This window comes from Echinicola strongylocentroti (assembly GCF_003260975.1).
Classification (GTDB): Bacteria; Bacteroidota; Bacteroidia; order Cytophagales; family Cyclobacteriaceae; genus Echinicola; species Echinicola strongylocentroti.
In genome coordinates, this window is sequence record NZ_CP030041.1 from 5,355,031 (window position 1) to 5,378,550 (window position 23,520).

General features: G+C 43.4%; 20 protein-coding genes. 11 read left to right on the top strand and 9 right to left on the bottom strand.

Annotated features, from left to right (window positions below):
- Positions 1 to 16: 16 nt before the first annotated feature.
- Positions 17 to 1,234, bottom strand: coding sequence for an ADP-forming succinate--CoA ligase subunit beta (sucC, locus tag DN752_RS21190; RefSeq protein ID WP_112785831.1), 1,218 nt, complete (start codon positions 1,232 to 1,234; stop codon positions 17 to 19).
- 328 nt (positions 1,235 to 1,562) lie between these two features.
- On the opposite strand from sucC, the gene DN752_RS21195 reads away from it, so the two are divergent.
- On the top strand, positions 1,563 to 2,219 hold the full coding sequence (locus DN752_RS21195; RefSeq protein ID WP_112785832.1) for an ABC transporter ATP-binding protein: 657 nt from the start codon (positions 1,563 to 1,565) through the stop codon (positions 2,217 to 2,219).
- A gap of 129 nt (positions 2,220 to 2,348) precedes the next feature.
- Here DN752_RS21195 and DN752_RS21200 read toward each other — a convergent pair whose 3' ends face one another.
- Entirely contained in the window at positions 2,349 to 2,810 is a 462-nt protein-coding gene (locus DN752_RS21200; RefSeq protein ID WP_112785833.1) for a peroxiredoxin, read from the bottom strand.
- 324 nt (positions 2,811 to 3,134) lie between these two features.
- Here DN752_RS21200 and DN752_RS21205 point away from each other — a divergent pair, with 324 nt between their 5' ends.
- From DN752_RS21205 to DN752_RS21230, 6 genes are all read left to right on the top strand, one after another.
- Positions 3,135 to 4,394, top strand: coding sequence for a cation:proton antiporter (locus tag DN752_RS21205; protein WP_245949341.1), 1,260 nt, complete (start codon positions 3,135 to 3,137; stop codon positions 4,392 to 4,394).
- Between the two features lie 136 nt (positions 4,395 to 4,530).
- On the top strand, positions 4,531 to 5,361 hold the full coding sequence (locus tag DN752_RS21210; protein ID WP_112786646.1) for a DMT family transporter: 831 nt from the start codon (positions 4,531 to 4,533) through the stop codon (positions 5,359 to 5,361).
- On the top strand, positions 5,358 to 6,833 hold the full coding sequence (locus DN752_RS21215; RefSeq protein WP_112785834.1) for a nicotinate phosphoribosyltransferase: 1,476 nt from the start codon (positions 5,358 to 5,360) through the stop codon (positions 6,831 to 6,833). Before DN752_RS21210 ends, DN752_RS21215 begins: the two co-directional genes overlap by 4 nt.
- Positions 6,834 to 6,955: 122 nt before the next feature.
- A complete protein-coding gene (pncA, locus tag DN752_RS21220) occupies positions 6,956 to 7,573 on the top strand; it encodes a bifunctional nicotinamidase/pyrazinamidase (protein WP_112785835.1) in 618 nt (205 codons plus the stop codon).
- A 50-nt stretch (positions 7,574 to 7,623) separates the two neighbouring features.
- Positions 7,624 to 8,415 carry a PhzF family phenazine biosynthesis protein gene (locus tag DN752_RS21225; protein ID WP_112785836.1) on the top strand — a complete coding sequence of 264 codons (792 nt, stop codon included), beginning with the start codon at positions 7,624 to 7,626 and terminating at the stop codon, positions 8,413 to 8,415.
- A 246-nt stretch (positions 8,416 to 8,661) separates the two neighbouring features.
- Positions 8,662 to 9,093 (top strand): outer membrane insertion C- signal, encoded by a 432-nt coding sequence (locus tag DN752_RS21230; protein ID WP_112785837.1) that lies wholly within the window; start codon positions 8,662 to 8,664, stop codon positions 9,091 to 9,093.
- A 161-nt stretch (positions 9,094 to 9,254) separates the two neighbouring features.
- Here DN752_RS21230 and DN752_RS21235 read toward each other — a convergent pair whose 3' ends face one another.
- Entirely contained in the window at positions 9,255 to 9,893 is a 639-nt protein-coding gene (locus DN752_RS21235; RefSeq protein WP_112785838.1) for a peroxiredoxin, read from the bottom strand.
- 763 nt (positions 9,894 to 10,656) lie between these two features.
- Here DN752_RS21235 and DN752_RS24610 point away from each other — a divergent pair.
- Positions 10,657 to 10,899: a hypothetical protein gene (locus DN752_RS24610; RefSeq protein ID WP_162633302.1), complete on the top strand. Its 243-nt coding sequence runs from the start codon at positions 10,657 to 10,659 to the stop codon at positions 10,897 to 10,899.
- A 484-nt stretch (positions 10,900 to 11,383) separates the two neighbouring features.
- Here DN752_RS24610 and DN752_RS21240 read toward each other — a convergent pair whose 3' ends face one another.
- Positions 11,384 to 12,571, bottom strand: a complete 1,188-nt coding sequence (locus tag DN752_RS21240; RefSeq protein ID WP_112785839.1) for an aspartate aminotransferase family protein — start codon at positions 12,569 to 12,571, stop codon at positions 11,384 to 11,386.
- Positions 12,572 to 12,857: 286 nt separating this feature from the next.
- Here DN752_RS21240 and DN752_RS21245 point away from each other — a divergent pair, with 286 nt between their 5' ends.
- The 3 genes from DN752_RS21245 to DN752_RS21255 all read left to right on the top strand — a co-directional run bounded on the left by DN752_RS21245 (position 12,858) and on the right by DN752_RS21255 (position 16,650).
- Positions 12,858 to 13,991 (top strand): NAD(P)/FAD-dependent oxidoreductase, encoded by a 1,134-nt coding sequence (locus tag DN752_RS21245; protein ID WP_112785840.1) that lies wholly within the window; start codon positions 12,858 to 12,860, stop codon positions 13,989 to 13,991.
- 391 nt (positions 13,992 to 14,382) lie between these two features.
- Entirely contained in the window at positions 14,383 to 15,138 is a 756-nt protein-coding gene (locus DN752_RS21250) for a 3-keto-disaccharide hydrolase (protein WP_112785841.1), read from the top strand.
- A 183-nt stretch (positions 15,139 to 15,321) separates the two neighbouring features.
- Entirely contained in the window at positions 15,322 to 16,650 is a 1,329-nt protein-coding gene (locus DN752_RS21255) for a Gfo/Idh/MocA family protein (RefSeq protein WP_112785842.1), read from the top strand.
- A 322-nt stretch (positions 16,651 to 16,972) separates the two neighbouring features.
- Here DN752_RS21255 and DN752_RS21260 read toward each other — a convergent pair whose 3' ends face one another.
- The 5 genes from DN752_RS21260 to DN752_RS21285 form a co-directional block, all read right to left on the bottom strand.
- Complete coding sequence (locus tag DN752_RS21260) at positions 16,973 to 19,435, bottom strand: outer membrane beta-barrel family protein (RefSeq protein WP_112785843.1); 2,463 nt, start codon at positions 19,433 to 19,435, stop codon at positions 16,973 to 16,975.
- A 71-nt stretch (positions 19,436 to 19,506) separates the two neighbouring features.
- Positions 19,507 to 20,313 (bottom strand): AraC family transcriptional regulator, encoded by an 807-nt coding sequence (locus tag DN752_RS21265; RefSeq protein WP_112785844.1) that lies wholly within the window; start codon positions 20,311 to 20,313, stop codon positions 19,507 to 19,509.
- A gap of 164 nt (positions 20,314 to 20,477) precedes the next feature.
- Positions 20,478 to 21,398 (bottom strand): DUF6807 family protein, encoded by a 921-nt coding sequence (locus DN752_RS21275; RefSeq protein WP_112785846.1) that lies wholly within the window; start codon positions 21,396 to 21,398, stop codon positions 20,478 to 20,480.
- A 109-nt stretch (positions 21,399 to 21,507) separates the two neighbouring features.
- The gene (locus tag DN752_RS21280) at positions 21,508 to 22,320 is read right to left on the bottom strand and encodes a hypothetical protein (protein ID WP_162633303.1); all 813 of its coding nucleotides are present in this window, start codon (positions 22,318 to 22,320) and stop codon (positions 21,508 to 21,510) included.
- A 157-nt stretch (positions 22,321 to 22,477) separates the two neighbouring features.
- Positions 22,478 to 23,446 (bottom strand): transketolase family protein, encoded by a 969-nt coding sequence (locus tag DN752_RS21285; RefSeq protein ID WP_112785848.1) that lies wholly within the window; start codon positions 23,444 to 23,446, stop codon positions 22,478 to 22,480.
- Between the last annotated feature and the right edge of the window lie 74 nt (positions 23,447 to 23,520).

Consider the following 23,520-nt stretch of genomic DNA (forward strand, 5'->3'; position numbering starts at 1 on the left):
CAAATATAAACTATTTTTATGCGTTTTTAAGCACTTCCTGTACTTTTTCTGCAGCTTCTTTTAGGGTAATGGCAGAGGCTACTTTTAGTCCGGATTCATCGATGATCTTGGCACCTTCTTCAGCATTGGTTCCTTGAAGTCTTACGATGATCGGTACGCGGATGTCACCGATTGATTTATAGGCTTCTACCACACCACTGGCGATTCTGTCACACCTTACGATACCACCAAATACATTGATAAGGATGGCTTTTACGTTAGGGTCTTTAAGGATGATTCTGAAGCCAGCTTCTACGGTAGTGGCATTGGCTCCGCCACCTACGTCAAGGAAGTTGGCAGGCTCTCCACCAGAAAGCTTGATCATGTCCATGGTCGCCATGGCCAGACCTGCACCGTTTACCATACAGCCTACGTTACCGTCGAGTTTTACGTAGTTTAGATCAGATTTGCCTGCTTCTACTTCCAAAGGATCCTCTTCAGAAATATCACGTAGCTCAGCTAGATCACGATGTCTGTAAAGTGCATTGTCATCCAAGTTTACTTTGGCATCCACCGCCAAGATTTGGTCATCAGAAGTCTTCAACACAGGGTTGATTTCAAACTGAGAGGAGTCGGTGGCATCGTAGGCTTTGTAAAGGGAAGAGATAAATTTCACCATTTCCTTCAGGGCATTTCCGGAAAGTCCAAGTGCAAAAGCTACTTTTCGGGCTTGGAATGGCTGAAGACCTACTTTGGGATCGATCCATTCTTTGATGATTTTTTCCGGGGTATTCTCTGCTACTTCTTCGATGTCCATGCCACCTTCGGTAGAAGCCATGATGACATTGCATCCTTTGGCCCTGTCCAAAAGGATGGATAGGTAATATTCTTTAGGCTCGGAATCTCCTGGGTAGTATACATCCTGAGCTACTAAGACCTTGCTTACTTTTTTTCCTTCTGGGCCTGTTTGGTGTGTTACCAACGTCCCTCCTAGGATGTTTTTGGCTTTTTCAGTTACTTCGTCCAATTTCTTGGCCAGTACGACGCCATTTGAGTCAGTTTGCTGAATTTTACCTTTTCCACGTCCACCTGCATGGATCTGTGCTTTGATCACATACCATGAGGTACCTGTTTCTGCGTTGAGTTGCTTGGCTGCTTCTAGTGCTGCCTCCGGGGTATTGGCTACAATACCTTCCTGGATTTTGACACCATAACCTTTGAGAACTTCTTTAGCTTGATATTCGTGTATATTCATCCTAGCGAAAATTTTTGCCCGAAGTTAACCACCACAAGCCGATTATTCAAGTAATAAACGGGTCTTTTTGCTAAAAATATAGATGTTATTGTTGTGTCAATTTTCCAGTTGTCTCTACCTGTTCATTATTTAAAAATACGATAAAGGGGATAACTCCTTGATGCTAGGAAGGTTGGTGTGACAGGTGGGAAGTATGTCAGTCCAAATTAGGTTGTTTACCACCATATATTACGTGGAGTCATAAAGAGTCGCATCGCTTTAAAACCTGCGCAAAATAGGACGATTCAGACAAGAAGTTTTATCTTTGGATTCGTTTAATTTTATCATTATGCTAAAAGCTAAGGGCATTCATAAATATTACGGAGACCTCCATGTGTTAAAAGGGGTGGATGTGGAAATTGCCTCTGGAGAGATCGTGTCGATAGTAGGTGCATCAGGAGCAGGAAAGAGTACTTTGCTACATATTTTGGGTACTTTGGACAATGCTGACCAAGGCGATGTAAGTGTAGGGGACAAGCTACTTACTCGCCTAAAGGGCGATCAGCTGGCTATGTACCGTAACTTGGAGATTGGCTTTATTTTTCAGTTTCATAACCTGCTCCCTGAGTTTACCGCTGAAGAAAATATCATCATACCGGGCTTAATAGCCAAAAAAGAGGAGGTGCAACTAAAAGCAAAAGCCAAAGAGTTGGCCAAGCTTTTGGGGATTGAAGACAGGCTGGAGCATAAACCTGCTGAGCTTAGTGGTGGCGAGCAGCAGCGAGTGGCGGTAGCCAGGGCGTTGATCAATAATCCCAAAATAATTTTTGCGGATGAACCAAGTGGAAACTTGGATACCCAAAGTGCCGAATCACTTCACGAGCTGTTTTTTACTTTGCGGGACCAGTTTGGGCAATCTTTTGTTATTGTAACCCACAATCGGCAATTGGCACAAATGGCCGACCGAATGCTTACCATGCAGGATGGATTGATTGTCTCGGAGTAGGATTTGGAGAAGGGATCATTAGGTATCAAAAGCAATTGTCAAGACACAGAGGGGCATGAGTTCCTAGACCAGACCACACCATTACGAGGAGCCTTCAAGAAGGATAATTGAACCCGGAATATGATTAGGCTATCGGTTCCCCAATTCCTTCACCTCCTCCATCATGGACTTGACATGGGCTGGGCCATCAAAAAGCCCTTCGTGAATGGCCACTATCTCATGTGCATCGTTGAGGAGATAAGTGATCCTTTTGGGGATTTTGATCAGGGGCATGAGGGCCTTGTATTGTTTGCAGACACTTCCATCTTCATCTGATAACAATTCAAAAGGTAATTGGTGCATTTTCTTAAATTCCTGATGGCTTGCGATGCTATCCCTGCTGATGCCGACGAGGGAAATGTCCAATGAGCTGAATACTCCGAAATTATCGCGGAAGCTACATACTTCTTGGGTGCAGCCTTTGGTCTGGTCTTTAGGGTAGAAAAAGATCAGGGCCGGTTTACCCTTGAAATCTCCCGCGAGTCGAAAATCTTTTCCAGCAGTGGAAGGGAGTGTGAAATCAGGCGCTTTGGTGTTTTTTTTAAGTGACATGTTAGAAATTGAAATAGAGGTGTTTAATATTGCCCAATGTATAAAATTTTGCCTCATAGAAAGAACAAAATCCTTCGAATGATGTTTAGTGGGCAGTGTGATTTTGGTGAGCAGAAGTTCGGAAATAAAAAGATTTGGGCTATTATTACTGGAAGATTTGGAGAATTTGTGCTTATTGGGGATTATATTTAGGGGAGTAGTGAGGGGAAGAAATACTAAGTTTGACTAACTGGAGCCTGGATTTGGCGAATGACCAAGAAACGGTTTAACCCTGTTTATGCATATTCTGGGTTTAAGATAAAATCTTGATTTAAAAGACAACGAATGACAACGACTATTATCATAACGCTGTGTTCACTTTTGCTGATAGCGTACCTATTTGATTACAGTTTTAAAAAAACCAAAGTACCTTCAGTGATCCTGTTGTTACTATTGGGCTGGCTGGTGCGCCAAGGTACAATGCTGTTTGAGCTAAAGCTACCAGATCTCTCTGCGATATTGCCGATCTTGGGGACTACAGGATTGATTTTGATCGTCTTGGAAGGTGCCTTGGAGCTAGAGTTGAACAAATCAAAAATCACCTTGATCAGAAAGTCATTTTTAGGTGCTTTGGCTCCCTTGTTGGCCTTGTCCTTCTTATTGACCTATATCTTTGAGCAGTATGGGGGCTATACGTTTAGGGACAGCCTGATCAATGCGATCCCTCTGTGTGTGATCAGTAGTGCTATTGCCATTCCCAGTGTGCGTAATCTGTCCAAGTCCAACAGGGAGTTTGTGATTTATGAAAGTAGCCTTTCTGATATTTTGGGTGTGGTATTCTTTAATTTTATACTTCGTAATGAAACGGTGGGATTGGATTCCTTTGGCGTTTTTGGGCTACAGTTAGTGGTGATTTGTGTCATTTCCTTTGTGGCTACGATTGGTCTTTCCTTCTTGCTCAGCAAGCTGGAGCACCATATTAAATTCGTTCCTATTATCCTGCTTACCATTCTGATTTATGCCATTTCGTATGTTTATCATCTGCCGGCATTGATCTTTATCTTGATTTTTGGACTGTCTATCGGTAACCTTAATGAACTCCATAACCTGAAGTTTTTCGATGTCATCAGAACAGACATCCTCAATAAGGAGGTAGATAAGTTTAAAGAACTTACCGTAGAAGCTACATTTTTGATCCGGTCGCTGTTTTTCTTGCTGTTTGGGTACCTTCTGGAAACATCAGAAATTCTTAATACATCTACGTTGATATGGGCAGTAGGGATTGTTGTTTTGACATTTTCTATCAGGGCGATTCAGCTTAGGCTGAGTAAGATTCCTTTAAAACCACTACTTTTTGTGGCCCCAAGGGGACTGATCACTATTTTATTGTTTTTGTACATCAGTCCTGAAAATATGATCGGCTTGGTGAACAAATCCCTTATTATCCAGGTGATTGTCCTTACTGTATTGATCATGATGGTTGGGATGATAACCAATACCACTCCTCCAGAGGAAGAAGAAACCACTAAACCTGCCCCTGCGCCAGAAGGGGCTTCGGAAAAACCCTCAGATAATCAAATTGAAGAGGAGAACGGATCCAACTAATCTTTTGGGGTAGGGAACCATTTGGGCGATTTATTGATTGGGGTTAAAATTAAACTTTCACTCCGGAGATTTGTTGAGGCAATGAACCATTAGGGGGCACTGGCCACTGGCATCATCCGGGAAATTGCGAGAAAAGTTGAGTCAAAAAAGCGTCCAACATATGTTATTGGCAGGGATATTTTTTGCCATTATGCAAGTAATGGTAAAGTATGTCCCTCATCTGCCGGCTGTGGAGATAGTGTTTTTTAGGTCACTGTTTAGTTTGGTGGCGAGTTATGTCATTCTGAAGAAACAAAAGGTTCCTCTTTTCGGAAACAATAAAAAGCTTCTAATACTTCGTGGAGCCTCTGGGGCACTTGGTCTGATCACTTTCTTTTATACTTTACAGAATATTCCACTCGCAAGTGCGGTAACACTTCAATACCTGTCGCCAATTTTTACTACCATCTTGGGGATATTTATCGTCCGGGAAAAAGTCAACCCTGTCAGGTTTCTATATTTCGCCATTGCGTTTGGAGGGGTATTGGTCATAGAGGGCTTTGATCCACGGATCTCTATTGAGTATACCTTGATAGGGGTCTCTTCAGGCTTTTTTGCTGGATTAGCCTATAATATTATCCGAAAACTGAAGGGGACAGAGCATCCACTGGTGATTGTCTTTTATTTTCCACTTGTGACCTTGCCGATTGTGGGAATCTGGAGTTACTTTAACTGGGTAATGCCCACCGGCTGGGATTGGATGCTGTTATTGGGAATTGGGGTATTTACTCAACTGGCACAATATTTTATGACCATGGCCTACCAACATGCCAACTTAGCGAAAATTACCAGTCTAAATTATATTGGAATCCTGTACGCACTGGTTTTTGGTTTTATCTTTTTCGGGGAAACCTTTAACTTGCTAACCTATTTGGGGATGGCTTTGGTGCTGGTGGGAGTGATTTTAAACATTAGATCAAAAAAATGAAGATAACCAGGGACTTGTATCAGGGCTCTTTAGCCCTGTTGACAGATTTTTATCAATTGACCATGGCTTATGCTTACTGGAAATCCGGCAAAGCTGAACAGGAAGCGGTCTTTAACTTGTTTTTCAGAAAGAATCCGTTCCAAAGTGGCTTTACCATTGCCGCAGGCTTGGATTATGTGATCGATTACTGTCGTAATTTTAAGTTTGATGAAAACGATCTGTCCTATTTGGGTGAGATGAAGCAGGCTGATGGCACGCCTACGTTTGATCCGGCTTTTGTCCAGTACCTTCGGGAATTGGAGTTTAGCTGTGATGTAGACGCCGTGGAAGAGGGATCCGTGATATTCCCCAATACACCTATGATCCGCGTAAAAGGCCCTTTGCTGCAATGCCAGTTGCTAGAGACTCCTATGCTGAATATTATCAATTTCCAAACCTTAGTGGCGACGAAGGCTGCAAGGATCACATTGGAAGCCAAAGGAGACCCCGTTTTGGAGTTTGGTCTCAGGAGGGCCCAAGGAATCGATGGTGCATTGGCTGCCAGCAGGGCCAGCTACATTGGAGGCTGTTCATCTACCAGTAATGTCATGGCAGGTAAACTCTTCGGAATTCCGGTGTCTGGTACGCATGCGCACAGCTGGATCATGGCTTTTGAAAGTGAAATAGCTGCATTTGAAGCTTATGCCGCTGCTTTCCCTGATAATTGTATCTTCCTAGTGGATACCTATGATACCATTAAGGGCGTCCAAAACGCCATCAAAGTGGGCAATGCGCTCAAGGCAAACGGTAAAAAATTACTGGGAGTACGTATTGATTCAGGGGATTTGGCCTATTACAGTAACATGGCCAGGGAGCTATTGGATGAAGCAGGATTTACCGACACTAAAGTGGTCGCAAGTAATGACCTGGACGAGCATATTTTATCCTCACTGAAGATGCAGGAGGCTTCTATCGATATATGGGGAATAGGTACCAAACTAGTGACGGCTTATGACCAGCCAGCACTGGGAGCGGTCTATAAGATGGCTGCCCTCAAGGATCCAGATGGAAAATGGGTGCCCAAAGTGAAAGTTTCCCAGCAATCCATAAAGATCAATATTCCCGGTTATCATAACGTAAGGCGTTTTTATAAAAATGACAAGGCCATTTCGGATATGATATACCTCGAAAATGGAGAGAAATTGGCCGAGGAGCTTACGATTATCGATCCTTATGATCCCACGAAAAGAAGGAAAATTAATCCAGGATCCATGGAGAGCAAGGACTTATTGGTACCGATCTTCAAAAACGGTGAAAAGGTCTATTCTAGGCCTAAGTTAGAAGAAATCCGAAATAGGACACTGACGAACTTGGAGAGGTTTGACAAGGCTCACAAAAGATTGATCAACCCACATATTTACCCTGTTGGCTTGGAAGAATCGCTTTACCACCTAAGAACAGATCTGGTTTTGAAAGCCAAAAACTATAGTTAATTTAGCTTCCAGCAAACAAGAATAGCAACTAGCTCTGAGGCTGGAATTAACCTTAACATAAGCAGTGACCAATAACCCAGTAACCTAATAACTAAGTAACTCAATAACTAAGTAACCAAACCATGAAAGCATTGTTGATTGTGGATGTGCAGAATGATTTTTTGCCAGGAGGGGCATTGGAGGTAAAGGAAGGAGATAAGATCATTCCTGTTATCAATAAACTTCAGGAAAAATTTGATTTTATATTAGCTACCCAAGATTGGCATCCTGCAGATCATAAGAGTTTTGCGGCCAATCACCCTGGTAAGCAAGCTGGAGAGGTGATTAAACTGGGAGGAACGGACCAAATGCTCTGGCCAGTACATTGTGTGCAGGAGAGTGAGGGCGCCCAGTTTGCAGAAAAACTAAAGCGGGACAAATGGAACAAGGTGTTTAGAAAGGGGCTAAACCCACTTGTGGATTCATATAGCGGTTTTTTTGACAACAAAAAAAAGGAAGATACTGGGCTTACGGCTTATCTGCACGAACATGATATTTCAGATCTTTATGTGACGGGCCTAGCGGCTGACTATTGTGTGAAGTTTACCGTCTTGGATGCGCTAAAAGAAGGCTTTGATACTTATTTGATTTCTGATGCCACCAGGGCTGTTAACTTATCACCTAGTGATTTTGATGAATCATTAAAAGAAATGAGCAAATCAGGGGCAGAAGTGGTCAGTAGTGCAGCGGTCTCTTTTTGAGATATGGTCATAAATACCTATTTTCATATTCAATCCAATCCATTTTCACTATGCAACTTCCCATTGTCACTGTTGATGCGTTTACCGACACACCATTTTCGGGTAATCCAGCTGCCATTTGTTTACTTCCAGGGCCATTGGCAGAGGAGGGAATGCAGCTCATCGCTTCCGAAATGAACCTTAGTGAAACGGCTTTTCTAGAACAGACTGGACCCGCTTCTTTTGATCTGAGGTGGTTTACTCCTATGCGAGAAGTGGACTTATGTGGACACGCAACACTGGCAAGTGCCTACATGCTGTATGTGGAGGAAGTGGTAGAAATGGATCAGGAAATTGTGTTTGCTACCAAAAGTGGCGAGCTACGGGTGCATATGGAAGGGGAAGAAATCGTGATGGACTTTCCATTGATCACCATCCAGCCGGGGCAGCATCCCTATTTTATGGATGATTTTTTTGGTCAAAAAGTCATCGGAGCAGCTTCTCTAAAAGGTAATTGGATACTGGAACTGGAAAATTATCATATCTTGGAATATGTAGAGCCTGAGTTTCAGGTGTTGGCTTTGCACAGTGAACAGGGCATTATCATTACAGCAAAGGGGAATGAAGACTACGATATCTATTCCCGCTATTTTGCTCCGAACCTAGGAATCAATGAAGATCCCGTTACAGGTTTTGCCCATTGTGCCCTGATGGATTACTGGCACAAAAAAGATGGAAAGGAAGCGCTAAAAGCTTACCAAGCCAGTAAGAGGGAAGGGGAAATGAGACTTGAAATGCAGGGTGACCGTGTAATGATTTATGGTAAGGCGATTAAGATTTTTGAAGGCTTTTTAGAAGTGTAAAATGTTAGGTTATAATGTTTTGGTGAGCAATAATGCTGCGACAGTAAGCATACTGTTTCTATTGGGTGATTGACATTAATACGCATAATATTGCTAAAATTAGACGAAAATTGGCAATGCTTTATAGTGATCTTTTGTCATAACTGATACTAAATTGCTTATATTTGTATATCTTACTATTATATTTTAACTTGAAATAATTAAACAATAAGACTAAACCTAATTTTTAAACTAAAGTTAACAGCAATGAAAAAATTATTACTAGTATTTACCGTGTTTTTGATTTCCTATGGCCTACAGGCTCAGGAAGTTGGTGTTCGCTTCGGAGAAGGAGCAAATAATGTAGCCATTGATGGGATTTTCTCCATAGGAGAATTCAGTCGTGTCCATGGTGATATTAGTTTTGGAGATGGTGTAGGCCTCGATTTGCTTTACGATTTTCTGTATCGGCCATTTCCAGATGCAGACGGTCTGGATTGGTATGTAGGTGCAGGTCCCTCATTCTATTTTAATGACCCCTTCTTCTTTGGTGTATCAGGTGAAATAGGCTTGGAGTATCACTTTGATTTTCCATTGGCGGTTGGGTTGGATTGGCGACCGACGTTTTGGATAGTCGAGGATACGGATTTCAATGCCAATTACTTCGGTCTCAATGTCAGGTACGTCATAGGCAGGTAAAAGTATAAATAGACAACTGAACATACGATGCTCCGTCAATTTTTGGCGGAGCATTTATTTTTATTGTTGGCGTCCGAGTAAAGGTTTTTGTTTTATAAACAAGAAAAGCCCGGGTTGGCTTAGCAACTCCGGGCTTTGAACTATAAAGATGATGTTTGTTTTTAATCAATATTAGGCTGAGGAGTGGTTCTTAGGTAGGGCTTGATTTCCTTGTGGCCTTTTGGAAATTTAGCAGGAATCTCTTCATTGCTGATCGCTGGTGCAATCACCACATCCTCACCATGCTTCCAGTTGGCTGGAGTAGCTACGGAATAATCGGCAGTCAGCTGTAATGAATCGATTACCCTGAGCAGCTCGTTGAAGTTTCTGCCAGTGCTGGCTGGATAAGTGATGGTAAGCTTGATCTTTTTGTCCGGACCGATGATAAATACAGACCTTACGGTGAGCTTTTCATTGGCATTGGGGTGGATCATGTCATAAAGCTCGGCTACTTTTCGGTCCTCATCAGCAATGATCGGGTAATTTACCTCTGTCTGCTGTGTTTCATTGATGTCTTTTACCCATCCATGGTGGCTGTCGATCCCATCTACACTGAGAGCGATCATTTTGACATTTCTTTTTTCAAATTCCCCTTTCAGCTTGGCGGCAGTACCTAATTCGGTGGTGCATACAGGGGTATAGTCTGCTGGGTGGGAAAATAATATACCCCAGCCATCGCCTAAGTATTCATACAAATTGATTTTTCCTGCAGTACTGTTAGCAGTAAAATCCGGTGCGGTGTCTCCTAATCTTAATGACATAGTGATAATTTTTTTTTACGGTTAAATACAAAGTATACTCTATAGGTTTTGTAGGAAAACGTGTTTTTCCAAGATAAAGTTTAGAAAAACCCCACAAAATTGATAAAAGTGCGGAGATTAGTCAGGGCAAATGCGTTTAGTGTTTTGAAGGGAGACAATTTTCGTGTAGGCATAGCTATCATCCGTGCCGCTGGCACTCCTTCGGGAGGTTGAGGAGAGCTTAAGTTCCTGCGGATGAATCCGCAGGTTACAAAATTTATCCCGAATTCAATGCCGTTTAGTTAGTGTGTATCTGGAAAATATGGGTTCTATATTTTTTCCTTGGGCAGTTATTTTTCTAGCTAAATTCCAAGGTGGTTTTCATCTCTTTACCTTTGTCATTTTTTTGCTGCAGGTCAAAAAAGTGACCAAAAAACCCCGCCGCTGTGCATCTATTGGCCTAAAATTAAAACCTCCCCTCATGCAGGCAAACTCCTCCTGTCTAAAGCCAAGCAGGCCTATCTAAAGCCAGGTAAACCTTCTTTAGCTGCCAACATTCTTTTTGGGCAGCATTTCGTCAAACAAGCCTGCCTTTTTGCCCACCCGCTTTTTAATTTCTTAACGCCCAATACCTGCAAGGCGGATCCGGTTAATAAGTTTCTTATGGATAAATTATCATCATTATTCCATGTAGTGGTATATTTTCTTAAGTAACCAAGTTGAGCGAGAACTATAAGCCCCCCTGAGCCAAAAAAGGTATCGCTTCCTTATTACGGCCCTTGGTATGCCTGTTTTCCAGTCGATGGTGGAGGCCGTTAAGAAAGGGAGTTGGCTCGCGTCGTGGAACAGCGAGACCCACTCACTTTTAGGTCGTAGCCATCGGGTGGAAATTAAAATGGGTGACGGATCTCGGTCGCAGGGTAAATCCATGTTCCATTTTAAAAGGCATACCACCGGCCTAGATTTTTTTCTTTCTTCATCAATAGCCTGCCCCGAAGGCTTTCGGGGGAAAAAAGGAAAAGGATAAAATCCACCAAGATGATCAGGTTTCCCCAGCCAAAGTCAATCAAAAAAAGGACTTTTAGGTATATGAAAAGGAGGAAATCCCCTTAACTAAACGGCATTGATCCCGAATTATGCATTAGAATAATTAAAAGGGGGGCTTAGGTTTTGAATTTGGGAGAAGATGCCATCCATCCAGGGTCTTTTTTTGACGGGTAGTGATATTTTCAAGACCTGTTTATCCCGGGTTATGCATTAGGAATCGTAGTGAGAGCTGAAATTGCAAGAAAATCAGTTAGTTTGGAGGCATTAGCGTAGCACCGCTACGGTTATGCCGAAAACTAAAGTGAAACGGCTGATTTTGAAGCAGTTTCAGGTCGCAACACCTGTGCGCCGTGGCGTAGATAGGCTAATGCATATTCCGGGTTTAAATGCCTTTGCCCTGGGAGATTAGTAAAAGAATAGGAATTTTGTCTCTATACTCAAGTCTCACATCTCAAATCTTGCCTTCAATCACCATTTTCCTCTATCGATTGTAAAATAATGGCACAGGCCTTTTTGATCTCTTCCTCAGTGATGGTCAGCGGTGGAGCAATGCGCATGCTGTCTTCACAAAATAAAAACCAGTCTGTAATGATCCCCAGCTCGATCGCCCGGTCAATGATGGGCTTAAGGACTTCGAAGGATTCAAATTCCACGGCCATCATCAGCCCTTTATTGCGGATACCTTTGATCTTGGAGTGCTTTAAGTTTTCTTTGAAGAGCTTGGCTTTGCTTTCCACTTGTTGGATAAGTTGTTCTTTGTGAAGGACCTCAATGGTAGCCAGTGATGCTGCGCAGCTGACCGGGTGACCGCCAAACGTGGTGATATGTCCAAGGAGTGGGTTGTTTTTGAATACAGCCATGATGGACTGGGAAGCGATGAACGCTCCGATGGGCATTCCTCCTCCCATGCCTTTTGCGCAGACCACGATGTCAGGAGCAATATCGTAGTGTTCAAATGCCCAGAATTTACCCGTCCTGCCAAATCCTGCTTGGATTTCATCGAGGATAAGCAAGGTGCCCATTTCATTGCAGCGCTGTCGCAAGGCTTGGAAGTAGGCTTTTGACCCGACTCTGATGCCTGCTTCTCCCTGGACGGTTTCTATGATAACTGCGGCAGTTTCTTCCGTGATCAGGTCCAATTGGTCAATGGCATTAAAATCAACGTTTCGGATTCCGGGGAGCAAGGGACGATAGGCCCTTTTGAACAGCTCATTTCCGCCTACGGAAAGGGCCCCGTGTGAAGAACCATGGTAGGCATTGCCGCAACTGATGATTTCCCTTCTGCCAGTGTATCTTTTGGCGAGTTTCAAGGCACCTTCTACGGCTTCACTGCCACTGTTCACCAAGTACACGTTGTCGAGACTTTCCGGAAGGGTGTCCGTGAGGGCTTTGGCCAATAGTGTCTGGGGGGATTGCACATATTCTCCATACACCATCAGGTGCATGTACTTGTCCAGTTGCTCTTGTATGGCTGCGACTACTTTGGGGTGGCGGTGTCCTACATTGCTGACACCGATCCCAGAAATGAGGTCAATGTACTTTTCGCCGTTTGGGCCGTACATATAAATGCCTTCTGCTTTTTCGATTTCGATGAGCAAGGGGAAATCGGTGGTTTGTGCAAGGTTGGATAAAAAGAGCTGACGGTTATTCATCTGATCGTTTTGTTGATTACTTATCCAAAATTAAGGGCTTTTATCTGAAAATGGCCAAAATATGACGTGGAATCCATGATTTGGTGAATTGATGACCATTGTTACTTGGGAGGAGGCTTCCGGTGAGTAGTTGAATGGCGAAATCATTTAGCTGACGGTCCCTTAATTGCGATATATACATTATTGCAAAAAGAATATATGGATGGATTATAACCGAAATGTGTGGTAATATCTACATAATGTGTTTTATTTGGGGAAGTTTTACACACTAACTTCCTATCCCGACATGAGTGATTTTGATGTAGCCATTATTGGTAGTGGTCCTGCAGGCGCTTCTGCGGCATACCAACTGGCAGAGCAGGGCGTTTCTACTGTTTTAATTGAAAAGGAACTACTTCCTCGTTACAAAACCTGTGGCGGTGGCTTTGTTTACCGTGGAAGACGGAGATTGCCATTCGACATCTCTGACGTGGTGGAGCGAGAGTTTATGCAGATCAGCCTTTATTTTGAGGATGAATCGATGATGCTGACCACCAAAAGGGATGTGCCAGTGATCAGTATGGTGATGCGAGATGACTTTGATAATTTTATCATCAAAAAGGCTCAAGAAAAGGGCGTTGTTGTCAAAGATGGCCACAAGCTTACCGGGATTACTTTTGGTGATATTCCTGTTCTCCACACCAATCAAGGAGACATTAAGGCAAAAATGATCATTGCGGCAGATGGGGTCTTAAGTCCTACGGCAAAAATCGCCGGATGGAAGGAAACCAGGACGCTGATCCCTGCACTGGAATATGAGGTGGAAGTAAGTCCTGAAGATTTTGAGCGGCTTTCTAAGGAAGTTCGCTTTGATGTGGATACCATCCCGTATGGGTATGCCTGGAGCTTTCCGAAGAAAAATCACCTTTCTCTTGGGGTCGCTTCCGCAAGAAAAGTGCGGATCGACCTAAAAGCACACTATAGAAAATACCTCGATAAGCTGGGGATAGAAAAAGTGATCAGTGAAAAAGCCCACGGATTTCAAATCCCCGTCGCTCCAAGGACAGATGGGTTTTATCGTAATGGTGTTTTTCTGACCGGTGACGCAGCGGGATTTGCTGACCCGATTACTGCCGAAGGGATCTCCAATGCCTTACTGAGTGGTGAAATGGTGGTAGAGGCCATTGTTAAAGCAAATCTAGCCCCTGACATAGCTGGTGAGCTTTACGAAAACAGGTTGAAAGCGGAACTACTCCCTGAAATACAAACAGGGATAAGTGTTTCCAAATGGTTTTATAGCCAACGTAAAATCCGCAATTTCTTAATGAAGCGATACGGTGACTATTTTATTTCAGCCATGACAGACGTGTTTATAGGAGAAAGAAGCTATCCGAGAGATTTGATGAAAAGCCTTAAAAAGAAGGTCAGGGAATTGGTATGACATGGGATGGTAGGGGCTCTCTTTTCTGCTTTTTTTATCCATACTTGTTGGAAATAACATAGAGCACAGCAGTATAGAAATTCATCTAATCAGCTTAGTGGGAGATCAAGTGCGGATAGGTTATGAGGGGATTATGGTCGGTCTCGGTACAAGCCTGATTCGCTACGGTGCCAAGTAATGATGCTATGTGCTGGTTTTGAGTCACAATAGAGAGACTAAGGCATATTTTTTCTCACCAGTCTCCAGTACCTAAGTCACTGTCAGGATGCGACACCCACTATAATGGTACCGTTGATCATTTTGTGTTTAGGATTGCATGATTTGCCTTTTCATTTTAGCCCAAAACCCTTAACTTCCACTTTTATATTAATAAATAAAACCCAACCATAAAATGAAATTAAACCTATTGTTTCCTGTATTGGCAGGAAGTCTGCTGGCTATGCCGGCGCTAGCCCAACATGATCCTGTCCAGTTGCCACCAGAAGCTACAGAAGTGTGGGAGCCAGAACCACCGATCGTTACCCCCGGTGAGGAGAACCATTTGCCCCCTTCGGATGCTATTGTGCTTTTTGATGGGAGTGATTTGGATGCTTGGAAAAGTGTAAAAACAGACGGAGAAGCTGAATGGACCGTGCATGACGGCATATTTACCGTAAAGCCAGGGACTGGTGAGATAGCCACTAAAGAAAAATTTGGGGATGTCCAATTACATATTGAATGGAAAGCACCAGATGTGGTCAAAGGTAAAGGACAGGGAAGAGGAAATAGCGGGTTGTTCTTTTGTGAGCGCTATGAGGTTCAGATTCTGGATTCCTATGATAATCGCACCTACTCCAATGGACAGGCGGCTTCACTTTATAAAGAAGGCATCCCATTGGCCAATGCCATGCGCTCTCCCAAAGAGTGGAACACGTACGATGTTTTTTTCACTGCTCCGAGGTTTAATAAGGACGGAATCGTAATTTCTCCTGCTTATGTGACAGTCATCCATAATGGTGTTTTGGTGCAGAATCACTATGAAGTAAAAGGCACTACCGCGTATATTGGTGTTCATAAATACGAGGCCCACGAATCCGAATTACCGATCAAGTTACAAGATCATGGCAACTTGGTAAACTTCAGAAATATCTGGGTGAGGAAGCTTTGATTGTCAGCTCCCTGCGAATACAGTGACCTAGATGTACAAGACAATGACTGACCAGTGTTTTGGATTGGTAAGTCATTGCCCATAGATTTTCTGTGCGTTTCGGGAGAAATAAAAACTACTGGCAAGAAGGCGTATAATCATAAAAACTATTAACTCATTAACCAAATAACAAATAACCTAACCATGTCATCAAGAAGAAAGTTTTTACAAAATTCACTGTTGGCTTCAGCGGGGCTTGCTTTGCCCACAATGATGTCCGCCAAAGATTTTGGGCAGTTTACACGTACGATTTCTGCCAGTGACCAGATTAACGTAGGGCTGATCGGAGCGAAAGGAATGGGCTGGTCCAATATGAACTCGTTCCTTAAAATGCCTCAGGTCAATTGTGTGGCCATTGCGGACATTGACCAATCTGTGTTGGATATGAGAGGGGCAGATGTTGAAAAGAAGAGAGGCAAGAAACCCATACTGTACAAAGATTACAGAAAGCTATTAGAAAATAAAGACGTAGATGTGGTGATCATCGGTACTCCTGATCACTGGCATTGCCTGACGCTCATCGATAGTTTGTCAGCAGGTAAACATGCCTATGTAGAAAAGCCTTTGGCCAATTCTATTGAGGAGTGTAACCTGATGGTAAAAGCAGCAGACCGGTACGGAAAACTTGTGCAGGTGGGGCAGTGGCAACGAAGTGGTAACCAGTATGACGACGCCATATCCTTTGTGAAGTCCGGTCAGTTGGGGAATATCCGCTTGGTGAAATGCTGGGCTTATCAGGGATGGATGAACCCCGTGCCCGTAAAGCCGGACAGTACACCACCTCCGGGAGTAGATTACAAAATGTGGCTTGGTCCAGCCCCTGAGCGGCCATTTAATGAAAACCGTTTTCACTTCAATTTCCGCTGGTTTTGGGATTATGCTGGAGGCTTGATGACCGACTGGGGGGTGCATGAAATCGATATTGCACTGTATGCCATGGGCGTGAGTGCTCCGAAATCAGTGATGGCTTCGGGTGGTAAACTGGCGTACCCAGACGATGCATCCGAAACACCGGATACCTTACAGACCGTGTATGAATACGATGGTTTCAATATGCTGTGGGAGCATGCTACAGGTATTAATGGAGGGAATTATGGCTACACGGAAGGGATCGCCTTTATTGGCAATAATGCCACGCTGGTGGTCAACCGTGGCGGATGGGAGATTATCGCGGAAAAGAAAGACGGCAAATCGTTGATAGAGGGGATGGCAAGGGTGAAACCAGAGGGGAATGCCTTGGATAAACATACCGTCAACTTCGTGGAATCCATTAAGGCCAATGACGCTTCCCAACTCCACTGCGGTATCGAGACAGGTAGCGTGGCGGCCATCAATGCCCATATGGGAAATATCGCCTACAAAACAGGCAAAAAAATCTATTGGGATGCTGATAAAGGGCTATTTACGGATAAGGATGCCAATAAACTGGTCACCGCCAATTATCATAACGGATGGAAATTGCCGAAGGTGTGATGAGGCAGAGTTAAGCCGGTTTAAATGCCGTTTGGTTAAAGACATTCCCCTTTTTACGTGCAAGAAGCTCTTTTTTAAGTTTAACTTTTGCTGAGGGATCTTGATTGTTTTGGTGGGATTTTGAAATGGATGGTAAGTAGGAAAAGCGCGTGGCAATCTCTGTCTATATGAGATTGCCACGGCTCCTTTCCGTAAATCACACAATCGCTTCATCGTACTTGTCCTGGCTGCTGTACGGAGAAGGTTTTTAAACTCAGGTTATTAGACAGTGAATTCACCTATGAGTCGGCCTCTTCTCCGTATTCCTGCGGGATTTTTTTGCCTAGAATTCCTTCTCTCCAAATTCACTTTTGATAAACCTGGATTTATTTTTTAGTTGGTTAAAGGTATAGCTAATATTGAGCATGATCATGTCCACTTCATAGACGTAATTGGTCGTGGTGTAGAATTCGTTTTCTGACCAGGTGGTGATCCGTTGCTCATTGGTGTCCAGTAGGCCCATGTCCATGTTGAGCCATTGCAGCGTGGTACTGAGCCTTCCATCTAGGAAGGTCTTGGTGACAGTAAGGTTGGGGGAGAAGAACCTACTGTCTTCACCCTGGGCCGTCACACGGTCGGAGAGATAATTAAGCGACCACTGGAGACTTAGGCTGGATGAAATGTCAAAGTTGGTGTTGGCATTAATGGAATATACCCAGCTGGAGGAATCAATAGGACGATTGTTGAATTCACCCTTGATGTGATATTTGTACAGGTTGCCACCTGCAAATAATTTCCACCAAGAGGTGGGGTTGAGCTCTATACCTGATTCTAGTCCTATAGACTTACCAGAGCCGACATTAGAATAAATACGGTTGAGAATGGTGTCATTATAGATGGTATTTACCCGATTGACCAGGTTTTTGATGTCATTATAATAGGCCGTTGCATAAAAGGAATTGTCACCAAAATCCTTGATTACTCCTAACTCTACCAAATCAATAAATTCCGGAAGTAGTGTTGGGTCGCCCTGTTCGAGTGTTTCGGAGTGTTCTCGCTCAGGGAAAGGGTTCATTTTGAAAGTAGTGGTTCGTTGTACCCTCTTGGTATAGGCAGCTTTTAGGGTCAGTTCATCATTGACTTGATATTGGAGGCTGGCAGAGGGGAAAGGCTTGACGAAATCATAGGTGTATGTCGTGTCCACGGTTCCGGCTTTGTCCCGGAGATCGAGTTCCCTGTCCATGTATTCCAGTCTCAAACCTGCCGAATAAGACCACTTCCCTTTTTCACCGGAAAGAAGGCCATATCCCGAATGGATCTGTCGGGTAAGGTCCACATTACTGGAAAAATCCGGAACGAGTTCCCAAACACCGGTTTCATTGTTTTTTCTTTCATAAACAAAATCCCCTGTGTGGTTCAGGTTCCGAAATTGATATCCTGCTTCAAACGTTCCGATTTTCCATGGAGCCGCTGTGTAGTCCGTTTGGAAGCGGATACCATGTAAGGGATTGTCATTGGTATTGTATTCATCTTGATAGACAAAATCAGTGTCTGGGTACCCTAGGTTTTGGTTAGTAGTGGGCCCACCGAGCATGGTATATTCATAAAGAAAAGATGAACTTACCTTGGATGTATTGGAGAAGGTGTGTTCGTAATCGAAACTGCCAATCACAAAGTCACTCCGTCTGATGCGCAAGTTTTCGTTGTAGTACTGCATTTGGTAGATGTCCTCACCGTTCATCTCAGCATGATTGTCATAATAGATAATATCAGCAGTCCTGTCTTTGCTTCTCTTACCCCCATAGAGGCCAAGGCTGAACTGGTTACTCTTGTTAGGAGTATATCCAAGCGTAAATCTTCCCGAATACATTTCTTCCTCAAAACTTCTCTCACCATATGAGGGGAAATAAGTGGTGGTGTCACCGATAATGGTGTAGACATCACCTTCCCGGCGGCCAGCCAGATCGTTACGTAGATAGCTCCCGCCTACAGACAAGTCCCAGTCCCCTTGGCGGTGGTTAATGGTGAAGTCTGCACCATACCGTTTTGGGTTCTCCTTGTTGTCGTAAGGCTCGATGCTCGGTAGGCCAAACTTGGTGTTGATTTGGACAAAAGTGCCTTCTCCTACTGGCTTGGAGGTGATGATGTTGATCATTCCTGCTTTGCCTTCGGGGTCGTATTTTGCAGATGGGGCGGTGACCACTTCTATGTTTTTGATGCTGTTGGCAGGAAGTTGGCTTAATATTACGCTTGGATCGGTCTGGATGGGCTTGCCATTGATCATGACCACAAATCCCGTGGTACCTCTCACACTGATGTTGCCACTTGCATCTGTGCTGAGCCCCGGTAGATTGCGGAGCAGGTCAGTGGCTGTACCACCTTTGCTGGATTCAAAACTGTTGGCTTCAAATACTTGTCGGTCGATTTTATGCATCGTGGTAAACCGATCGCCACTTACTTCCACTTGGTTTAGCAACTGCTCATTGGGGGCTAGGCTAACTGGGGGAAGAGCTGTTAGTTCGGATTTCCGGACAGTGATGTCTTCAATGGTCTTTTCATTATATCCCAAAAAACTGATGGTCAGGTAATAGGAGCCCTTGTCCACCTTGGTAAGCTCGAAGCTACCGTCTGTGTTCGTGACAGCGCCTTTGACCAAAGTGCTGTCAGGTAATGAATATAGCGCTACATTGGCATATTCTAGTGGATTGCTAGTGGTTTGGTCTATTACGCTGCCTTTTACCCCGGTCTGGGCTATGGTCTGTCCATAAATACATAGTAATAATAGGGTCGAAAATATTTTATACATAGGTTTATTATTTTCCGTAAAGGAAATGAATTGAGGATGGTTCGTACGGTAAAATTTTTCTATTTATGGTATTATTTGACTTTTGCACCAGAGCGGTACTCCAAGGGAGTCAATGTAGTTTGTGCTTTGAAGAACTTTACAAAATTGGAGGAATCTGTAAAATTCAATTGAAAGGCGATTTCTGCTACAGTGATGTCGGTGTGTGTCAATAGGTTTTTTGCTTCTATGAGTAATCGCTCCTTGATTACCTCCCTTGCTGATGCATTGACAGCTGTTTTACATATTTTGTTGAGTTTTTTGATGGTCAGGTTCAGCATGTCGGCATAAGGCTCTACATGCTTGATTTCTGCAAAATTTTCATTGAGCAATTGCTTAAAGGCAGCGAATTCTTTGGTTGCACTGGAGAAGGTACTGTTGCTGGCTTTGGCAAATGAACTACTTTTTATAATGATCAAATTCAGGTATGCTGTGAGGAAATCCAGTTCATTTCCAGCTTTATATTCCATGTAGAAAGCATCCAATAGCTGAAAAAAATCGAAGTCATCTGTAATACCAAAACGCTTTGGGAAGTCAAATAGGCAGCTTTGTGCTTTGGGGTAAAGGGAGAGGATATCTTCTTTGAATAGGATGACGTAACCATCCGGGATTTTAGAAAAGTCCCAACAGTGAACTTGGCCTGGCCCAAGGTAAAAACCCGTTGGCGGAACGACATCAAACGCCTCGTCTCCGATGGTGTGCTGGCCAGCTCCCTTGGAGAGAAAAATCAATTCATGATACCCAGCGTGCTTATGTGGTTTAGTTGGTTTGATAACGGGCTTCATGCGTGAAACCTTCAACGTTAGTTCGTCTTCTAGCTTTTTCTTTAAACCAATTTCCATGTTTACGGTTATGATGAGCCCGCAAAATTACGAGGAAATCTCAATTGGCAAATTATTATTTTATAAGTGGTGGCCGGTATTTATGCTGTTGCAGTTAAATAAAAGGAGCAATTTCACCTTGTATATAGCTTTTTTGTTTCTTCGGAGCATTACTCCTGGTACCTCTAGTCTTGTCTAAATTGGCGATAATACTCATCTATTTCCTCCGTGCTACATTGTCTATGCACCAATATCATATTGCTAAAGTGAACCGGTTTGGATTTGGGCAAAGCCGTAGGTTCATTTCCTGGGAAGGCCATATTCTGCATGCTGTTGGCGCTCCGCAGGATCCATCCTTGGTAGGAAGGAAGCTTATCCGGTTCTCCCATGATGGTGATATTAGCTGGTTTTTTGCCATCGAATGTCCCCTTGAGATTCATCCAAGGGCCAGCTTTTATAGGGAGGTTTTGAGGAGTGACCGTCTTTCCTTCGGAGTGAAAAGTAACATCTTCTGGAAGTTTGATCCTAGGCGAAAAGCCCCCATAACCTTTGGCATCCTCCGAACCTCCAAAAGCTAATTCGTCCACAAGGGCAGTCATGGTGATTTCAAAAGTGATGGAATAAGCATCTTCTTTCAGCCGTTCGAAGGTGATGTTGACCATTTCTTCCAAAACAGGTTCGTTTTGCAGACTATCCGCCAGCCAAAGAACAGTTGACTGGATGGTGGCTTTATTGCCATGGATGGATTGCTCCGTACTGTTCACCTTCCAAGAAATGCCCTCACAAAACCAAGGATCAGCGATTCGTTTTCCGTCGACATAGAGCTGGTGCCAGGTCCAGAAGATGCCACGGTGGTGAAAATGATCCTCTGGAAAGTCTTCTGTCAGTACTTCTCCATCTAGTCCATAAAGCGGATGGACGTAGTTTGCTCTAGGGTAATTACCGTTCAGGGATTTGGTGGTAGTTTGGTAGTGAAAACGAGTAAGGTTATCCTCCGTTAACGTGATGCCTTCAGTATTCTCTTTAAATTGAAGCTTTTGGGCAGAAAGGGAAAAAGAAACAAATACGGCTATGATGAGAAAGATATTCTGGATGACCTGTTTCATTTTTATAATTTAAGTGATTATGTAATAACAAACCACAGAATGTAAAAAAAAGACCAGTTTAGCAAAAAGTAAATGGAGCAAAACTGGTCATAAAAGGTGAGCTGATTGGTTACCTTGCTATGCGTACATTGCCAAAATATACAGCAGCATCTACATCATACTTGTATGGAGCACTAATATAAAAGTACTTATTGGTACCTTTGGCAAACATTTTCGTCTCCAGTATTTTTTTATTGTCGATATATAAAACCATCAGTTGGCCTTCGACCGAAATGGCCACCGGAAGCGTACTATTACTGTAGTTTGCTAAGGGGAAATTGGTGTTGTTGCTTACATCCGAGTCGCTGCTAGCATTGACGATGTCTTGGTTGTGAAAGTGTAATCTTGTGCAGGTAATGGCATTGTCGTTATAGGCATCTCGGATATAGTCCTTTGCTGAATTGTCACGACTAAATCCAAATTGCATTGCTCCTATGTCTTCAGCACTCTCACTGCGCGTAATGAGCTCAAATTCGACAGTGAAATTTTCAGGCAACTGTAGCAAAGAGTCTATGCGATAAACTGCCCCAGCATTCAATTTAAGCCACTTACCACGTTCAGCAGGGATTTCTACAATGCTTCCGCCCAAGTTGCTTTTCCAATGAGACGGCATCCTGCCGTTTTTCTCCAAAGCGAAATTTTCATAGAAAATCAACGAATCCAAGGCTACAAAATCATAGGTTTCCTCAATTGGTGAGGCGCCCTTGCCGGTACCTTCTTGGCTTTTTTGGGATGAATTGGAGTCCTCGTCCAATACATTATCTACTGTACTTTCTACTGTATTTTCTACTTTTTTTTGAAGCTTTTTAAGGAATTGGGCATTTGAAACTAATGGTGCAAAACAAAGAATAAGCATAACGCCCTTAATACTAAAAGATTTCATTTAAATAGGTCTGGTTTAATTGGTTTGTTAAACAATAATTTGCGATAAAGTTAAAAAAGGACTAGTGGAAAAAATAGTTTGGATGGTAATAAAGGAGTGTTTTAATAAAAAAATAACACCAATGCACTGTGGCATTGGTGTTAAATGTAATCTTGTTTTATTTCCTACTGATGGATTTTTTTGCTGCCTTAACGATATTATTGGCATCCAGTCCATATTTGTCCAGGAGTTCCATTGGCTTGCCTGATTCACCGAAGGAATCATCGACACCGATAAACTCTTGTGGGGCAGGATTGTTCCTTACCAAGGTCTGGGCGACGCTATCACCAAGGCCACCGTTGTACTGGTGTTCTTCAGCAGTCACGCAGCAGCCAGTTTTGGCGACGGATTCCAAGATGGCCTCAGTATCCAATGGTTTGATGGTGTGGATATTGATGACCTCAGCGTTGATGCCTTCCTCTCTCAGCATGGCTTCGGCTACTACCGCTTCCCATACCAAGTGGCCAGTGGCAAAAATAGTTACATCTTTACCTTCGATCATTTTCCACGCTTTACCGATCTCAAATTTCTGGTCAGTAGGAGTGAAGATAGGCCATTTTGGACGGCCAAATCTCAAGTAAACCGGTCCATGGTAATCAGCGATGGCCATGGTAGCCGCTTTTGTTTGGTTATAGTCACAAGGGTTGATGACGGTCATGTTTGGCAACATCTTCATCATGCCCAGGTCTTCCAAGATTTGGTGCGTAGCACCGTCTTCACCAAGGGTCAGGCCAGCGTGGGAAGCACAGATTTTTACGTTTTTCTCAGAATAGGCAATGGACTGGCGGATTTGGTCATATACCCGGCCAGTGGAGAAATTGGCAAAGGTACCGGTAAAGGGGATTTTACCATTGATGCTCATTCCGGCGGCAAGGCCCATCATATTGGCTTCTGCGATCCCTACCTGAAAGAACCGCTCTGGGAATTCTTTCTGGAAGGCGCCCATTTTAAGTGAACCAATAAGGTCGGCACAAAGCCCTACAACATTAGGGTTTTTGCGACCAGCTTCCAACAGCCCATCTCCGAAGCCGGAGCGGGTATCGCTTTTTTCTGTATAGGTGAATTTTGTATCTAAAGTCTTTTCCATGATCGGTCAAATGTTGAATTGTATAATTGTAGAATGATATTAAATACCAAGTACGATATACTCAATACTGATAC

Coding starts and splice junctions, on each gene's coding strand:
- pncA (WP_112785835.1), top strand. CDS start 6,956: ATGAAAGCATTGTTGATTGTGGATGTGCAGAATGATTTTTTGCCAGGA.
- DN752_RS21215 (WP_112785834.1), top strand. CDS start 5,358: ATGAAGATAACCAGGGACTTGTATCAGGGCTCTTTAGCCCTGTTGACA.
- DN752_RS21205 (WP_245949341.1), top strand. CDS start 3,135: ATGACAACGACTATTATCATAACGCTGTGTTCACTTTTGCTGATAGCG.
- DN752_RS21230 (WP_112785837.1), top strand. CDS start 8,662: ATGAAAAAATTATTACTAGTATTTACCGTGTTTTTGATTTCCTATGGC.
- DN752_RS21260 (WP_112785843.1), bottom strand. CDS start 19,435: ATGTATAAAATATTTTCGACCCTATTATTACTATGTATTTATGGACAG.
- sucC (WP_112785831.1), bottom strand. CDS start 1,234: ATGAATATACACGAATATCAAGCTAAAGAAGTTCTCAAAGGTTATGGT.
- DN752_RS21275 (WP_112785846.1), bottom strand. CDS start 21,398: ATGAAACAGGTCATCCAGAATATCTTTCTCATCATAGCCGTATTTGTT.
- DN752_RS21200 (WP_112785833.1), bottom strand. CDS start 2,810: ATGTCACTTAAAAAAAACACCAAAGCGCCTGATTTCACACTCCCTTCC.
- DN752_RS21285 (WP_112785848.1), bottom strand. CDS start 23,446: ATGGAAAAGACTTTAGATACAAAATTCACCTATACAGAAAAAAGCGAT.
- DN752_RS21240 (WP_112785839.1), bottom strand. CDS start 12,571: ATGAATAACCGTCAGCTCTTTTTATCCAACCTTGCACAAACCACCGAT.
- DN752_RS21225 (WP_112785836.1), top strand. CDS start 7,624: ATGCAACTTCCCATTGTCACTGTTGATGCGTTTACCGACACACCATTT.
- DN752_RS21245 (WP_112785840.1), top strand. CDS start 12,858: ATGAGTGATTTTGATGTAGCCATTATTGGTAGTGGTCCTGCAGGCGCT.
- DN752_RS21195 (WP_112785832.1), top strand. CDS start 1,563: ATGCTAAAAGCTAAGGGCATTCATAAATATTACGGAGACCTCCATGTG.
- DN752_RS21255 (WP_112785842.1), top strand. CDS start 15,322: ATGTCATCAAGAAGAAAGTTTTTACAAAATTCACTGTTGGCTTCAGCG.
- DN752_RS21280 (WP_162633303.1), bottom strand. CDS start 22,320: ATGAAATCTTTTAGTATTAAGGGCGTTATGCTTATTCTTTGTTTTGCA.
- DN752_RS21235 (WP_112785838.1), bottom strand. CDS start 9,893: ATGTCATTAAGATTAGGAGACACCGCACCGGATTTTACTGCTAACAGT.
- DN752_RS21250 (WP_112785841.1), top strand. CDS start 14,383: ATGAAATTAAACCTATTGTTTCCTGTATTGGCAGGAAGTCTGCTGGCT.
- DN752_RS24610 (WP_162633302.1), top strand. CDS start 10,657: ATGCCTGTTTTCCAGTCGATGGTGGAGGCCGTTAAGAAAGGGAGTTGG.
- DN752_RS21265 (WP_112785844.1), bottom strand. CDS start 20,313: ATGGAAATTGGTTTAAAGAAAAAGCTAGAAGACGAACTAACGTTGAAG.